Source organism: Candidatus Omnitrophota bacterium (assembly GCA_018830005.1).
In the GTDB taxonomy this organism is placed as follows: domain Bacteria; phylum Omnitrophota; class Gorgyraeia; order JAHJTE01; family JAHJTE01; genus JAHJTE01.
The window spans coordinates 35,620-51,824 of record JAHJTE010000003.1; the positions used below are offsets into that span (position 1 = coordinate 35,620).

At 37.1% G+C, this 16,205-nt stretch carries 14 protein-coding genes; 1 reads left to right on the forward strand and 13 read right to left on the reverse strand.

Going from position 1 to position 16,205, the window contains the following annotated elements; all coding sequences use genetic code 11:
* Positions 1-7 precede the first annotated feature (7 nt).
* The 6 genes from KJ593_06740 to KJ593_06765 all read right to left on the reverse strand — a co-directional run bounded on the left by KJ593_06740 (position 8) and on the right by KJ593_06765 (position 6,596).
* On the reverse strand, positions 8-394 hold the full coding sequence (locus tag KJ593_06740; protein MBU2541581.1) for a response regulator: 387 nt from the start codon (positions 392-394) through the stop codon (positions 8-10).
* Entirely contained in the window at positions 394-2,103 is a 1,710-nt protein-coding gene (locus KJ593_06745) for a GAF domain-containing protein (GenBank protein ID MBU2541582.1), read from the reverse strand. Before KJ593_06745 ends, KJ593_06740 begins: the two co-directional genes overlap by 1 nt.
* A gap of 95 nt (positions 2,104-2,198) precedes the next feature.
* On the reverse strand, positions 2,199-4,247 hold the full coding sequence (locus tag KJ593_06750; protein MBU2541583.1) for a tetratricopeptide repeat protein: 2,049 nt from the start codon (positions 4,245-4,247) through the stop codon (positions 2,199-2,201).
* A 67-nt stretch (positions 4,248-4,314) separates the two neighbouring features.
* A complete protein-coding gene (locus tag KJ593_06755; protein MBU2541584.1) occupies positions 4,315-5,169 on the reverse strand; it encodes a glycosyltransferase family 2 protein in 855 nt (284 codons plus the stop codon).
* Positions 5,170-5,289: 120 nt separating this feature from the next.
* The gene (locus KJ593_06760; GenBank protein MBU2541585.1) at positions 5,290-5,649 is read right to left on the reverse strand and encodes a prepilin-type N-terminal cleavage/methylation domain-containing protein; all 360 of its coding nucleotides are present in this window, start codon (positions 5,647-5,649) and stop codon (positions 5,290-5,292) included.
* A 176-nt stretch (positions 5,650-5,825) separates the two neighbouring features.
* A complete protein-coding gene (locus KJ593_06765; protein MBU2541586.1) occupies positions 5,826-6,596 on the reverse strand; it encodes a flippase-like domain-containing protein in 771 nt (256 codons plus the stop codon).
* Between the two features lie 196 nt (positions 6,597-6,792).
* Here KJ593_06765 and KJ593_06770 point away from each other — a divergent pair, with 196 nt between their 5' ends.
* On the forward strand, positions 6,793-7,671 hold the full coding sequence (locus KJ593_06770; GenBank protein ID MBU2541587.1) for an FkbM family methyltransferase: 879 nt from the start codon (positions 6,793-6,795) through the stop codon (positions 7,669-7,671).
* An 11-nt stretch (positions 7,672-7,682) separates the two neighbouring features.
* Here the strand turns inward: KJ593_06770 and KJ593_06775 are convergent, their stop codons facing one another.
* The 7 genes from KJ593_06775 to KJ593_06805 all read right to left on the reverse strand — a co-directional run bounded on the left by KJ593_06775 (position 7,683) and on the right by KJ593_06805 (position 16,149).
* Entirely contained in the window at positions 7,683-8,774 is a 1,092-nt protein-coding gene (locus KJ593_06775) for a UDP-N-acetylglucosamine 2-epimerase (GenBank protein ID MBU2541588.1), read from the reverse strand.
* Between the two features lie 100 nt (positions 8,775-8,874).
* Positions 8,875-10,089 (reverse strand): type II secretion system F family protein, encoded by a 1,215-nt coding sequence (locus KJ593_06780; GenBank protein ID MBU2541589.1) that lies wholly within the window; start codon positions 10,087-10,089, stop codon positions 8,875-8,877.
* 12 nt (positions 10,090-10,101) lie between these two features.
* Positions 10,102-11,811 carry a Flp pilus assembly complex ATPase component TadA gene (tadA, locus tag KJ593_06785; GenBank protein ID MBU2541590.1) on the reverse strand — a complete coding sequence of 570 codons (1,710 nt, stop codon included), beginning with the start codon at positions 11,809-11,811 and terminating at the stop codon, positions 10,102-10,104.
* Between the two features lie 22 nt (positions 11,812-11,833).
* A complete protein-coding gene (locus KJ593_06790) occupies positions 11,834-12,256 on the reverse strand; it encodes a hypothetical protein (protein ID MBU2541591.1) in 423 nt (140 codons plus the stop codon).
* A gap of 1 nt (position 12,257) precedes the next feature.
* The gene (gene pilO / locus KJ593_06795) at positions 12,258-12,779 is read right to left on the reverse strand and encodes a type 4a pilus biogenesis protein PilO (GenBank protein MBU2541592.1); all 522 of its coding nucleotides are present in this window, start codon (positions 12,777-12,779) and stop codon (positions 12,258-12,260) included.
* A gap of 9 nt (positions 12,780-12,788) precedes the next feature.
* Positions 12,789-14,492 carry a pilus assembly protein PilM gene (pilM, locus tag KJ593_06800; GenBank protein MBU2541593.1) on the reverse strand — a complete coding sequence of 568 codons (1,704 nt, stop codon included), beginning with the start codon at positions 14,490-14,492 and terminating at the stop codon, positions 12,789-12,791.
* A gap of 16 nt (positions 14,493-14,508) precedes the next feature.
* Positions 14,509-16,149, reverse strand: a complete 1,641-nt coding sequence (locus KJ593_06805) for a general secretion pathway protein GspK (protein ID MBU2541594.1) — start codon at positions 16,147-16,149, stop codon at positions 14,509-14,511.
* Positions 16,150-16,205: the final 56 nt, after the last annotated feature.

The window sequence follows — 16,205 nt, forward strand, 5'->3', positions numbered from 1 at the left end:
ACTAGCCCTATTTCAATAACTCGTTTATTTTCTCTAACAAAGTTTCTGGTCTTTCTGATTTTACTATATAACAATCTGCACCCATATCTTTACCCAGTTGTCTATCCTCATTCTGGCCCCTGGCAGTAAGCATAATAATCGGGATCATACGATATTTCTCATCAAATTTTAGAAATCTGCACACCTTATAACCATCCATCTTAGGAAGCATTAAATCCAGAACAATCAAATCAGGTTTTTCGCTCCTTGCCACATTTAAACCTTCTTGTCCGTCAATAGCAACTAAGACAGTAAAATTATTTGCCTCAAGCATTGCCTTAATTGCCATTAAAAAATCAGGCTCATCATCAACAACAAGAATTCTTTTTTTGGTATTTCCTTTATCTTCTGTCATCACTTGCCCTCTTTCTTCGTTAATACCTTATTCGCCTCGTTCACTAGCTCGGTCTCGTTAAGCGCATCATCAGGATAAGTTACAACACCAATCTCAAAATTTAATTTTATTCTACCGCTGGAGGTATTAAACTCAGGCTTTTCCAAAGACTCTCTTACGCGACCCGCTAAGGCATATGCACCTTCCTTATTGGTATCGGCTAAGATTGCTAGAATTTCTCCTTTTTTGAATCTTATCACAACATCATTAGGCCTGCGCACTGTTTTCTTGACAATTGCCTCTAATTCAAACATAAGCCCTAAAATTTCGTCACGTGATAATCGTGTCTTAACTTTAGAGAAATTCTCTACAGCTAATACTACCAATGATAAAGAATTATGTTCAGAGCGTGCGCGATTAATCTCATCAGAAACACGTTCAAAGAAATGCTCCTCTTCGTTGAAAATCGGCAGCGTAAAGAAAAAACTACTTCCCTTATTTAGTTCAGACTCGGCCCAGATCTCACCCTTATGAAGCTTAAGGATCTCCCGGGAGATTGCCAGCCCTAATCCTGTGCCTTTCTCTCTCTGAGGCAGGTCCCTGTCTAGCTGCTCGAATTTACTAAAAATCTTTTCAATGCTATCAGGCTCAATACCTTTACCAGTATCAGTAACTTCTACCCGCAAGTATTTTCTCTCTTGGCCCTTTGCTATGGATTTGCTAATAGTCTTTGCGTCTAACAAGACCTTACTGTTCTTTGGGCTGAATTTTATTGCATTACCTATTAGATTAGTAAAAACCTCTATAATCCTTTCCCTATCCGCATATATATCGGGTGTTTCTTTAGGAATCCTATTTTCAACATCTATTTGCTTCTCTAGTAATAATCCCTCGAATGTACGCAAGACCTCAGTTGAGAGATCTGCCATCTTAATCTTTAACCTTTTTAAATCAAATCTACCAGCTTCGATACGAGAGAGTGAAAGTAAGTTATTAATTAAGCGCGTAAGTCTTTCAATATTAGAATCCATCAACTGCAGGTAGTCTCTCTGCTGTTTATTTATTGCTCCTGCTGCCTCTTTCAACATTAAAGAAGTAAAGTATCTGCAAGTAGCTAAAGGCGTTCCTAATTCGTGAGAGACATTAGCAACAAAATCAGATTTTAGGAGGTCCAGTTCTTTCAGCCGCTCATTTGCGCTTAACAATTCCTGGTAAAGACGTGCATTAGAAACAGCTATCGAGGCCTCATTTGCTAAAGCACTTAAAAGCTCTAAATCATCCTTAGTAAAAATCCTCTTGCCGCGCTTGTTATTGACATTAAGAACGCCGATTACCTGGTCTCTCGCCTTCAAGGGGACACTTAATAGCGACTGGTTATAATATTTACCCTTTTCGCGCGGCCGAAAGCGTCGATCTTTTGATATATCATTGATAAGTAAAGGTTTACCTGTTTTTGCCACCCAACCAGAAACGCCCACACCTATTTTAACTATCGCCTTTTTTATAACCTCTCTGCTTATACCCTTGGCATACTCTATCCTCAATTCTTTCTTTTGCTTATCCAGAAGCATTAAAGATGAACGCTCCACATTTAAGACTTCGACGGTATTGTCAATGATCGATTTAAGGCAACGCTTTAATCCTAGATTAGAGTTTACCTCCTTGGCAATCTTAAAAAGGATTTCCAGCCACTGAACCTTATTCTTGAGGTTTCCTTTACTCTTTGGCATTAAAGGAGTTAAATCAAAGATTCAAAAAATACAATACTAAAACTACCTATAGACTATGTTTTGAATTTATCACAGGCAGAGGCAAAAGTCAAGATTTACTTGAAATCTGGAATCCGCAGTTGCTTCAAAAAGTTCGGATCAACTTTATACCCATATTTTAACGCCAGCTTTGCGTGTTTTCTGGCTAAATCATTTTCCGGAGGTTCTAAGTTTGCATAGGTCACTGCAAGATTGTTATGCGCTGCTGCAAATTTAGGCTCTAAACTAATGGCTTTCTTAAAGGCCTCTACTGCTCTTTTATCACCCAGCTCGCCATAGACAATACCAAGTTTATAATAATCTAAGGCACTGCCATTTAATAGCTCCAAGGCTCTACTTTTAAAGTAAACAGCTTCTCCTAAATTGCCTAATTTTTCATAAATAAACGCCAATCCAATATATGGTTTACTGTAATCAGGATTCACCTTTATTGCTGTTTTTAATGTCTCTATTGCTAGATCAATTTCCCCTTCATAATAATATGAAACTCCTAAATTATTATAAGCCAAAACAAAAGAAGGATCTAATTCTATAGCCCGCTTAAGATGGTAAATTTCTTTGTCTCTCAAGCCTTTCTTAGCAAAAAGAAGGCCTAAATTATTATGTATTTCAGCTATATTTGGATTAATAGCCAGCGCCTCTCTAAGATGCTCTTCTGCTAAATCAAAATCATCTTTTTCTAGATACGTGCTAGATAAATTCAGATGAAGACGAATCTTTAAAGCTCTAGGAATTATTGGTCTCTTCTTAATCTCTTCCAATGCTATAATAAAATAATTCTCAGCCTCATTTATCTTGCCTTTATTTAATGCTGCCAGACCTAAATTATTATATCCAGCCATAGAACTCGGCGAGCACCCAACATTATTTAGCCAAAGAGAATATTCATCTTTCCAGATATTATTGCGTCTAATTGTCAAAACTGAAAAGAAGATGAGAATGACTGTCGCAACACTAGCTATTAATATCTTCAATGCCTGTTTTTTCCTTGCCTCTACAATATAAAATAACCTTTCCAAAAATAAAGTAATAGCAATAAATATTCCGATTGCTGGCAAATATAGATGCTGCTCAGCGGCAAGTAGGCTAAGCGTTGCTATAAATTTTGGCAAAAGATTTACAAAGAACCAAAGAATCGCAAAGCTCAATAACGGGAGTCTTTTATAGGAAGCAATAGAAATAGATATAAGACTAATAATTACTAAGAATGACTGCAGGGCATCAGGATTCAACAATGAGCTAAATTCAGGAAAACGTCTTCCTATGCACAAATTGAGAGGGCAGAAAAACAACTTCAAATAAAAAACGCTGACATGTAACTGCGTGAAGAAATTTGAATAGAGGCTACGTCGCAGGCCACCGATGTTGGCAATTGCGCCGAAAAGATGGTATTTTAATAAGAGATAAATTAAAACTACAAAAATAAATAAAAAATAGCGTTTTATAGATGCCTGGGTATCTTTAAGATTATCTTTGCGAAATAAAAAATCATAAACTAGTAAAATAAGAGGAAAAACAATTATGACCTCTTTGGTCAGTAGGCCTAAGATAAAGACAGCTAAAGAGATCCAGTATGCTTTATCAAAACGGCCAAAGTTACTATGAATGTAGGAAATTAATCCTACAAGAAAGAAGAAACTCGAAAGCAAAGTTGAGCGACAAGATATATAGATTACTGCTTCAGAATTTATCGGATGAACTACAAACAAAAGACTAGTTAAAAATGAAGGCCAAAAAAAGTTATTTTGTAAAAGGGAGCGCAGCAAGAAAAAAACTAAAACAGCATTTAAGAAATGAATAGCAATATTGATTATATGATAGCCGGTAGGATTAAGCCTGCCAAAGAAATAATTAAAGACAAATGTCAGCATTAAAAATGGTCGATACATCCCCTTGGCAATCGGAACGGAAGTCATTTTACCAGATGTAAACAACATATAGACTTTATTAAAATCTTTTATAAAATTATTCTTCACTATCATGCGGCCGTCATCAAAAACAAAAGGAACAGACAGGCTTTTAGAATAAAGTACAAAGCATACCAAAAATATAATAATAACCGCAAGGTATTCTTTGTTTCGGTTAAGTAATTTATTTTCCAGCATCTTCTATTAAATTTTCACTAAATTATCTTTCGGGCCCAGAAGGAAACTCGAATAATTATATTTATTACTAGGGATTATTTTCGGTACGATCAAGCCGTAGCTGCGCAATCTGTTCAGAGATAAGCCCGAGCATAAATATAGTTATGCTTGATGTAAAAAGTAGAGCAGACATATTAGTAAAACTGTGGAAGGAAATAAAAGTGTAGAGGTAATTGCCCATCCCCAAAAAAAACAATAAAAAGCTAATCGGAAGAAATACCCTAAAGGGCGAAAAGACTGTAGCAATCTTTGCAATTATCAGTAAAAATCGTATACCATCAGATAAGGGCTTTATTTTGCTTTTTCCTTTTCTGGCGAGTGCAGTTATTGGAACATACTTAATACTTCTGCCGCTACGAAGTATTGCCAAAGTAAGGGTAGTAGGATAAGAAAAGCCATTAGGTAAAAGGTAGAGAAATTTTAAAGCCAAATCTTTTCTTATCACCCTAAAACCAGATGTTAAATCCTGTATCTTAAACCTTGTTACATAGCTTGCAAACCAATTATAAATTATGTTAGCTGTTCTGCGAGCTGGTGCATGAGAATCTTTACTTCTTGCTCCTACAACCATATCATATTTATCAATATATTCTAAAATCCTGGCTATATCAGCAGGGTTATGCTGTCCATCGCCATCCATGAATACTAATATGTCTGCCTTGGCTACTCTTATGCCTGTTTTTACGCTAGCGCCATTACCCATACGATAGGGATGGCTTATGACAAGTGCTCCAGAATCTCTAGCAACCTTGGCGCTATTATCAGAAGAACAATCATCTACAACTAAAATCTGGAATTCCTTTTTTATACTATTTTTTATTTCTTTTATAACCTGACTAATGTTCTCTTCTTCGTTAAAGATTGGTAAAATTATATCTATCATCTTTAGCTATTACTTAACTTCCTTTATTCTAACAAAAAGGGGAGAAAAAAACCTCCCCTTTTATCTTCAAATTAAAAATCCGTTCGCTCTAAAACCAAAGCAACATAACTAAATAAAAAATTACGGCCAGGCTAAACCACCGCCAGCAGTACCTATTGTACCGGTGGCAGGATTGTAAGTCCAATTAAATGTGCCGGCTGCAACCCCTGTGCTAGCTGTCAACTGAGTTAAGTCCGTATCTAACTGAGCGATTAAAGCAACATCACTAGCAGGAAATACAGGATTACCCGCAACAGCGCCAGAGGCATAGAATAATTGGGCTGAAGCGCGCAAAGCACCCAATTCGGCCATTGCAGTTGCCTGTCTTGCATCATCAGCCAAGTTAACAAATCTTGGAACAGCAACAGCGGCTAAAATTGCTAATAATGCCAGGACTATAACTAATTCAATTAATGTAAAACCGCTTAATCTATTCATCAGATCTCACCTCCCTCACAAAACATAATTATTACTAACTTAACATCCAAGTAGAAACTTGTCAAGATTTTTTTCTCAATAACATTAATTAAAGTATAGCCTAAAAAAATACCTATTGCAAGCAAAATTGTCAATAATTATAACTCGTTGAAAAATAAGGAATTGGAAAAGAAGTTACTTTATGCTTGCCTCTTTTTAAATCTTCTCCTTATCTCTTCTTTTATTAAATCTGAGCCTGTAAAAACACCTAAAAGAAGAGAAAAACCAGTAATTAATATCCTGTCTAAAATAGCTAAAGACAAGGCAACGTTAAGGCTAAGGCCGTTTTCCATTAACAGTAAAACCAACCCTGTATCTTTAAATCCTAAGCCAGCAGGTGCGGGAGATAAATACCCCAAGACAAAGGACATGGAGATAATCTTTAAAATATCTAAAAAATGGGGATGAAAATTAAAAAATTCAAAAAGTAAATAATAATAGAGAACTACCAATGCCATATTCAAAATAACAAACGGCAGGATGCAAAAAACGCTTTTTAGCTTTTCCTTAAAATATCTTAAGGCCTCTCTTATTGATAAAGCAAGTTTGTGCTTTCTTCTTGCAACTATTATCAATAAAAGAATTAATATTATTACAAATGCTAAAGGAACCCTCCTGATGAATCCCGCCCCAAAGTAGGCGCCAAGGAGGAGCCACAATGATACGGAAAGAAACTCTAGAATAATAAAGGCACTTAAGGCATTGGGGAAGGCTAACTTTTTATGTCGAGAAAAATAACTGCTTACAATATAGCCTGCACCTGTAAAAAGACATTTATTCAGGGCCCTGGCAAGACAAGTTAATTTAAAGGATTCGCCTAACTTTATCTCTTTTCCAAGCAGGATATAAAAATTTAGGGCTTGAATAATGGAAATTAAAAACAGGATTAAAATAATAAAGAATGTTCCCATAACAAAGGTTAAAAAATCGAGTCCTTAAACACTCTCAGATACGGAAAGAAGAAATAGTCCTTTATCTATTATACCATCAGAAAAAGCAGAGTTAAGAAATTTCTAAATAAATCCAACCTTGACTACTCTTGTTTAGGAGCCTAAAATAGCTGTTAGAATTAACTAACTACAAGCTTATATAAGGAGATATCATCCCATGCTAGAAATCAGTACAATTAAAGACGCAATATTTATCTTGAAAAGATTTGGGATAAGACATGCTTTCGGAAGATTCGAAGATTTAGTCTTAATTAAAAAAGAAGAAAGAAGAAAAAACAAATTATATAAAAAATTAAAGCCGCAAGGAAGATTAAGGAAGAATATACTTGGAAACACAATGCAATTAGATATGAATGACTTTGGAATACATAGGGATTTATTTCTAGATGGAATCCGAGAGCCGCAGGCTACGCAACATTTAATGCAGCTCTTAGGTAAAGATGATATAGTCCTAGAGGTGGGAGCCAATATTGGCTATTATGTTCTTATAGAATCTCGACTCTGTAAAAAGATTTACGCCGTTGAGCCAATAACTGAAAATATAAATAATCTAAAGATAAATATTGAATTAAACCAATGCAGGAATGTAGCGGTATTTCAAACAGCCTTTGGTGCTGAAAGAACCAAAAAAACTATGTATATATCAAAAAAAAGTAACTGGCACAGTTTCTATCCTAAAAAGAATATAATAAAAAAACTATCTGTTGAAATGGATAGCGTTGATAATTTTCTTAAAGACAAGGAGAAACCTACTTTTCTACGTATGGATGTTGAGGGATACGAACTGAATATATTAAAAGGCATGCAGGAAACCTTAAAAAATATAAAAAGATTATTTATTGAGGTGCATGCCGATATATTAGCATTAGAAGAAACGCAAGAATTGATCGAGATCTTAAGAAAAAATTCATTTCGGCCTGAATTAATAATTAAATATGACCGGCCTAAATTCTCTAAAATTCTACCTAATGATTATATCAATAAGATTTATGACGGAGACAAAGGAGGCTATGAAATATTTTTTTCTAAATTCTAAGGCTGACTACTTTAATATTGCTTGGCAAGAATATAGTCTACTATCTCTTGGGAAGGCCTGCACTTGGCATCTTGAGGCGTTTTTCTTTTGAAGTTTTTATAATTATCCAAAAAAATACTTATCTCTTCTGGTGAAAACTTAGAAAGCACTACATTTTCCCCTAATCCCTCCATTCTTTCAGTATGATTTCTCATAAGCAGGCATGGCTTGTCTAAATAGAAGCTCTCCTCCTGAATGCTGCCTCCATCGCTAATAATAAACTCGCAATTCTTTAGTAAATGAAGGAATTCAGAATGTGAAACAACCGACAGGCAATTAATATTATCAAGCTTATCAATCTCTTCATTAAGATGGAATCTCTTGAGTAAATTAACTGTGGGAGGGTCCTGAATAAAAATTACAGGAAATCTCTTTGCGACTTCCCTGATAAGACCTATCAAAAGTTTCAATCTCTTTTTGCGAAAGATATTCTCCGCCCTATGAAAGGTTACAAGCACATACTTTTCAAAATCCAATTTTAGTTCACTCCCTTTACTCAGAGTATAGGCGGTTGCTTCAAAGGAAGTATTAGCAGAAAGTAAAACTGACTTTTTTTCACAACCAATTTTTCTCAAGTTTTCAAAGGCCCAGGATGAAGGAGCAAATAATATATCAGACCATCTAACAATAAGATTCCTTATAATCTCTTCTGGGAAAGGATTGAAATAATTAAAGGAAAACAGACCGGATTCTATATGCGCTACCTTTAATTTTGCTCTTTTGGCTAAATATAAGGCAATGAGTGAAGAAAGCGGCTCTCCATGAATAAGACAAACGCCAGAGGTGTCTAAGAATATTTCTTTTCTTATGCGTTTGTAAGATAGGCTTTTGAATAATACATCTTTTAACCACATGAATATTTTCAAAATACTGGAAGCATTCTCTCCTTTTGATAGAACTACAGAGGGACCGTCTAACTCAAATTCTTTTCTTAATTCACTCGTGATTAGAGAATGCTGGCCTAAGTCTATAAGATTAAACTTAATGCCTCGCTCTTTGAGCCGCTGCATTACTGGCGCCATCTTTATAAATTGCGCTTTTGTCCCAATAGCTATATGGATCATATTAGTTTAATGAAGAATTTCAGGTATAATTTTCAAAGGAAGGAAAGAATGTTTCTTGATGAGGGTCATCATCCTGAATGTAGCATTTCTTAGATACAAATTATTTCAAGAACAATCTCGACATATTCCACATCGGCAAAAATATCGCAAGGGCTAGACCGAGCACAATCAATGCCAAAACAACTATTAGTATCGGCTCAATCAAGGTCGTCATATTCTTTACTGCGCTATCCACCTCTGAGTCGAAATGTTCAGAAATCTTAATCAATAGAGTATCTACAGTTCCGCTCTCCTCTCCTGCGCCAACCATATGCACGACCATTGGCGGAAATACCTTATGCAAGGCAAGCGGATCAGCCATACCCCTGCCTTCTTTAACATTGTCTCGAACATCATCCAGGGCTTGCATTACAACAACATTGCCTAAAACACTCTTGGTAATATCCAGTGCCTTCAAAACAGGCAGGCCGCTTTGCATAAGCGTACCTAAGATCCGAGAGAATCTAGCCATAATTGCGTTATTAATTATCTTGCCAAAGACAGGTACCTTTAATATAAATTTACTCCACATAATATTACCTATCTTGGTACGCAGGAAAAACTTAAAACCAGTTATTAAAAGGATTATCAGAATCAAAAATATATACCAGTAGCTTTGAAATAGTTCATTGATCTTCAACATAACCCTGGTAGGAAGCGGCAATTCTGTATTGAATTTGGCAAAAAGGGCGGCAAACTTAGGCAAGATAAAAGTAGTAATTCCAATAAATACAGCAAATATAGCTATAAGCACCACCATGGGATAACGTGTTGCTGTTTTTATCTGCGTGCTTGTCGCATCTTCTTTTTCTCCTAACTCCGCAATCCGCAGTAAGATATCGTGCAATTTTCCTGAGCTTTCACCTGCACGCACCATATTAATATAAAGGGTAGAAAACACATTCGAAAACCGCCCCAGGGAATCTGAGAATTCACTTCCTGCTTCTATGTCCTTCTTTATCTTACTAACTATCTCCTTTAATCGCCAGTTCTCTGTCTGATCTTCCAATGCCCTTAATGAAGTCATAATCGGCATGCCTGCGCCTTCAAATGTAGCCAGCTGCCTGGTCATCATATTAATATCTTTCAAACTTATTGTTTTAAGCCTTCTTTTTAAGTTCAAAATGCCTGTTAGGCCTTTCTGTTCACTAATCTTTATCGGCGTATAGCCCATATTTTTGAAATACTCAATGAGCATTTCAGTATTTTTAGCCGAGATTACGCCGCCTATTGCCTTGCCTGTTCTATCTCTTACTTTATAATTGAAATTAGGCATTGTATTTTTGGCTTAGGCCTGTGTCTGTGTCTGGGTTATGCGCAAAATCTCCTCAATAGAAGTCAAGCCCCTTGTTGCCTTCTCTAGGCCATCGTCCCTTAAGGTTATTAGGCCTCCCTTTCTTGCCTCGCGCATTATTACATCACTTGAGGCCTTGGCAACTGCTATCTCTCTGAGTGCCTCATCCATTAACATTACCTCAAAGACTGCGATTCTCCCCTTATAGCCGATATTAGAACAGTGACGGCAACCCACAGCCTTAAAGAATTTATAATCTTTATTCTTTTCTAATCGCAATTCTGTCAATAGCTGCTCACTGGGAGAATAGGCCTGTTTACAATTATCGCAGAGGACGCGCGCCAGCCTTTGAGCTACTACACCGATTAAGGAAGATGAAATCAAAAACGGCTCAGCCCCCATATCGATCATTCGCGTTATTGCTCCGGGGGCATCATTGGTATGCAAAGTTGAAAATACGAGCTGGCCAATTAAAGCAGCGTGGATTGAAATCTCAAGTGTCTCTAAGTCTCTAATTTCACCAACCATAATTACATTTGGATCTTGCCTTAATATCGAACGCAAGCCTGATGCGAATGTAAGGCCTGCCTTGGGATTAACTTGGGACTGTCTAATCAATGGCAATTTATACTCAACAGGATCTTCCAAAGTAATAATATTCTTGCCAATTGTATTTATTGTCTGCAACGTTGAATAAAGCGTAGTTGTTTTTCCGCTTCCAGTAGGGCCAGTAACAAGAATTATGCCGTAAGGATTGCGTATCATCTCTTGGAATTTATCAAGCGCCTGTTTAGAAAATCCTAAATCCCTAAGACCAATAAGAAGGCTACTTTTATCTAGTAGCCTCATCACTATATTTTCACCATGGATAGTGGGAAAAGAAGAAACCCTTAAATCCACTTCAATCTTGCCTAATTTAAAAGTAAAGCCTCCATCCTGGGGTCTTCTTTTTTCTGCAATATCCATTTTAGAAAGAATCTTTACGCGCGAGATTATACCACTCATCAAGAATTTTGGCGGAGACGGCTTCTCATAAAGGATACCGTCTATACGAAAACGTATTCTTAATTGCTGTTCATCCGGCTCGATGTGAATATCAGAGGCCTTCTCTTTTATTGCCTGGACAATAAGAAGATTAACCAGGCGTATCAGGGGTGCTTCTTCAGCCAATTTGGAGGAATCCTTTATATCATCTACTCTCTTGAGCTTCTCAATCATCTTATTTATATCTTCCTCATCAATATCTTCCACAATCTGTTCAATATCACCCTTGACACCATAATAAGAATCAATAGCAGTGCCAATTAACTGACCAATACTCAAAACCGGATCTATGTCACACTCGCTCTTTAAACGTACTTCATCAATAGCGATAATATCAGAAGGATCAGCCATAGCCACAGTCAGGCTATTGCCGACTTTAAACAATGGAATAAGCGTATACTTACTAGCTACTTCTTTAGGAATTAGCTTTAAGACTTCTTTATCAATTGTATAATCAGCCAAGTCAATAAAGGGCACGCCAATTTCTTTGGCAATTATTGCTGCTATCTTTTCATTATTAACCACGCCCTGCTTAATCAGAACCTTCTCCAGAGAAAGGGCATTCTTTTTTGCTTCTTCTTTGGCAAGCTTTAAGCGCTCCTTGGAAATCAACTCCTCATCCAGAAGTATCGCTTCTAAAATCTTCTTACCTTGCGTCATCTTATAACCCCCGCGATTAAAATTATAGTCTCAATTCAAATTCCTTTTCGCCATCATGTAGTATAACACGATCTTTAAGAATATCCACTACTTCATTGCCTTCGACTCTATCTCCAACTCTCACTATTTCTTCGTTGATAATAGCCTGAGGAGAATCAGCGTCCCAAAGGATACCTATGAGATTTAACCCAGTCACAGCGGTTATCCCCTCAGCCAAAACAAAAGGATTTCTACCCCAGTCTTTAAACTCGCTATCATTTCTCTTTTTGATCTCTTTCTTACCCCAGAAAACGAACCTGCTTGCAATATCTTCTTCTCTGGAAACTGATGCTGCTTCACCAGGATAGGTCTTCACTCGCCTAACATTCTTAAATAAAGAAACCCAGACAAAAATCATTATTATAATTAAAATTCCTAAGATTATATTCCGGATATTTTTACCCATGTTAATCAGATCTTAAATATATACCCAATTCCAAAGACGCCTTTAAATTAGGCAGTGACTCTTCAGCTCTGGTAATCTCCAATTGTTTAAGCACAACAACACTCTTCTCCAGGCCTTCTAAAGCTCCCAAGAAGCTACCCAAGGCCTTAAAATCGCAAACTGATTCGATAGCTATAGGTAAAATCTGATAATCCTCTCCCAGGCTTATTATCTTCTCTGGTTTTACAGAATCTAAATTAATACCTAATGTACTTGCTACTTTCGTCAATTCATCTAGGGCCCCTAGTTCATCCTCAGAATAAGAAATAATCCTTGCCTTTATCTTATCGCTGAGAGCAATTTGCTCTTTTACCTTTAGGAGTTCTCCATACTGCTGGTTATATCGTGCATTCAATTCACCTAGACTCTTAGCTAAAGGAATATAGATAAAAATAAGGGAAAATATTAAAATAATAAAGAGGATTCCAGTAATAATGATAAATCTGTTATTTATAAATATCTTCTTTAGGCTAAACTTAGGCATTGGAAAGAATTACTCCACCTGACATTTTAATTTAAATTCTACTCTTGGAAATTTCTCATCCTTTACTCTTTTGCTCTGGATGAGACTAACATTTTTAAAAATTCCTTTCTCTAGAGAAAGCATAAAATCAGAAAGCACATCTTCCGTGCTTTCAATCTTAGAGATAATCACCCCTTCAAAGAGCAATTCTTCCTTATCATAAGAAAGGCGCTCAAGATAAATATTCTTTGGAATGACATTGCTTATTTCACGAAAGACTTCCATCCAGCGCGGCTCTCGCGCATAGATCTGGCCCACTATTCCTTTAAGCGAGGCCTCTTTCTGTCTATAGCGCTGGCTGTAGATTTGAGCCTCAATCGCACCCAGACGCCTAATCATGCCGCTATGGGCAAACTTCATTCCGAGAAATATTACCAGAGCCATTATAACAAATAACGTAATAATCAACTCAGAGGTTAATCTTTTTATAAATAGCTTATTCTGCTCTTTTATCTCTTCTGGCAGCAGATTGATCTCTGGGGTGCCGGTTTTAAACTGATTTATCATGCTTTTGGCAGCACCAATACAGGCAAAGAAAGTTACTGCTTTATTTAGCTCCTCTTGGCTTCTGTAGTCTGAACTAGGAACTTGGCTAAAAGGATCGCCTAGCTCAACCAGAATGCCCAAACTCTGTGCCAGGAAGGCATCCACGCCTTTAAGATTCGCCCCTCTGCCAATTAGGACGAGGCGGCTTACAGAAGATGCCTGAAACTCCTCATAGTAATAATCAAAGGAATGCGTAATCTCGCTAGCTAATTTTTCTATTTCTGGACGGATTAACGATAGCACCTGACTGCAGGTTATATTTTTACCTGCAATTGACTCACTCCCTGCTTTGGGTATTCCGCACTCTTTCTTAATCTGCTCTGCCTCGGCGAAACTTAAGGTAACCCTCCCCTTTTGTGTTTCCAAAACTGTAGTCATTGCCTTTGTAATACTGCTTCCTGTAACTGGCAGCTGACGAGAAAAAACAAACTTACTGCCTCTATTTATAATCAGTTGCGTATGAGACGTTCCTAGATCAACAAAGGCCACTGTCTCATCGCCTGCTGTATCAGGCTTCAATAAATTATACTCAATACAAGTTGAGAGACTCACAAATGATGACGGAGTTACCTTGACCTCTTTAAAAAGGTACAGGTAATGATTAATCGTATCTTTTGAAAAAGCAACAGTGAAAATTTCATCTTTAGTCTCACCTTCTACATCTACCTTACCAATAATCTTAAAATCAATACAGGCTTCTTCTAATGAAAAATTAATAAAATCCTTCATCTTCCAATGTATTGCCTGTTTAAGCTCATTATCGCTAATTAAAGGAGTAAGGATTCTTTTTTCAATACCCTTAATATCGCCCACCACGCAAATCACTTTTGTCCTTTTAAGATCCTTATCCGCAAAGACCTTTTTTAGGGCCTTTATTATCTCCTTATTCTTTTCCTTATCTGTCTTATCGTTACCTCTTGTAGAAGAAATAGCTATCATCTCAGAGCTTGAAAGATACCAATCGCCTCCTCTGCGCTGCCTCTTAAACTGAACAACCTTTATATCTTGGCATCCAATATCTACAGCCACAATCAGCTCTACCTCAAGGCCTACAGGAAGAACCTCACCCAGCAAGCTTATAGAAGTCGCCTTGATTTTACTAACTAATTTTGCAACATCAATCTTCATATAATTCTTCTGACCCTTAAGGGATTTCTCGCCAGTATTTCTGCAAGTTAGAATCTTCTAAAAATGTATCTAAATACTTATTGCCGTCGTCTTTAATCACCATCTTCACGCGTCGGGAAACATTGCCTTTTTTACCTACAGCATCTATCAGGAAACTATTTGTATAGTAGGAAAATTCCGTTGAGTTACAATTTACATAGGTATCTGGCATATCTGCTCTGGGTGCTAACCAAGAGCTATCAGCATAATTTAATATCCTATTCTTTTGATCATCAGTTAAGGAAAGTCCCATAATAAAATCATAAAAATCAGTAGTTACTGAAGAATCGGAATTGTAAAAACAGGTGAATGGAGCGATATTTCTTTTATTGATAATTTCAGTAGCCAAGGTTCTGGATAAGGTTGTCCCGAGAAACGTATCAAATATTGCCTCTAAGACTAGACTTGAAGCGGTATTGATATTAACCGGCGCCCTAGCAGCGTCTCTTTCGAATCTATTGCTTCCCAGATCAGGACGACGTACAGCGTAACCATTTACATAGGAATAGACCGTAATATAATCTTTAATTTGCTCAAATTCTGCCTGGCTCAAAGCAGGATCTAGAGATATATTTTTTATTTCTTCGATTGAGCCAAAAGGTTTATCATCTGAACCCAGCCAACCCAACTCATCTGTCTCGTCAGTAAATCCATCTGCATCGTCATTAACACCAGCTACACCAGGCCGTAGATCTGGGCCGTTTCGGTAAGCTACAACTGCTGTGGCAATATTCGCTGCTCGTGTTGAACCTATCCCGGCCTTTCTGAACAGCCATTGCAAAAAAGCGATATTACCATAACGCGAAGCATAATTTATATTCACCTTGCTTGATTCGTCAATTATATCTACGGATTCTATTTCACCCTCACTTAAAGTAATATTATTGAATCCCGAATACCAATCTTCAGTATTGGTATCTATCTCATATTCCACTCTTAAAAAGAGGTAATCCAGCTCTACATCCCTATTGCTAGAACCACGCGCCAAGGCCCTTATTCTAAAATTTGGACTGTTTATAATCGACCAATCCCAGCTCCTGTCGCGAGTTATATCTACATATCCAAAGCTATAAGAGGTTGAACTAACCTGAAATCTACCAGTTCTATTTCCTGGTTCTGGAAATACACCTGTTGTTGTATATGATATATCTAACCTTGGATTTTTTCCTCCACTAGAACTCTTTCTAAATCTTACTCCAATCTCCACATTTTTTATGCGCGTGCCCAAATAATTTCTATCAAAATCATAGACTATTACATCAGTGCCCGGATTTTGCGCATCCATAGTAAGATATCCATCAACTGTCTCTGCATAGTAGCGCACGCGATTTCTTTCTGCCTCATCTGCCCCTGCAGAACCTTCTGTTCTGACTCCTCTTAAATCCGCAGTGCCAGTCTGAGTAGTAGTTAAGACATCATCTCGAATCTCTCTTATGCCCTGCTCTATTCCTGCCTCAGCCAAGGCAAGTGCCTTAGCATAATCAAGATTGTTAGCTGCCTGGCGCATTTCAGTAGTAGCAATAAACAAATACACCGCAACAATAACAGTCAATAAAACAAAGAACAAAAGGATTGTAATTAGTATAAAACCGCTTCGGTTAGCGGAAGGAAAATACATTATCTAAATTCCAAAATCCCTGCTCTTGAGAACAGACAGGCAAATGGTAAAATTCA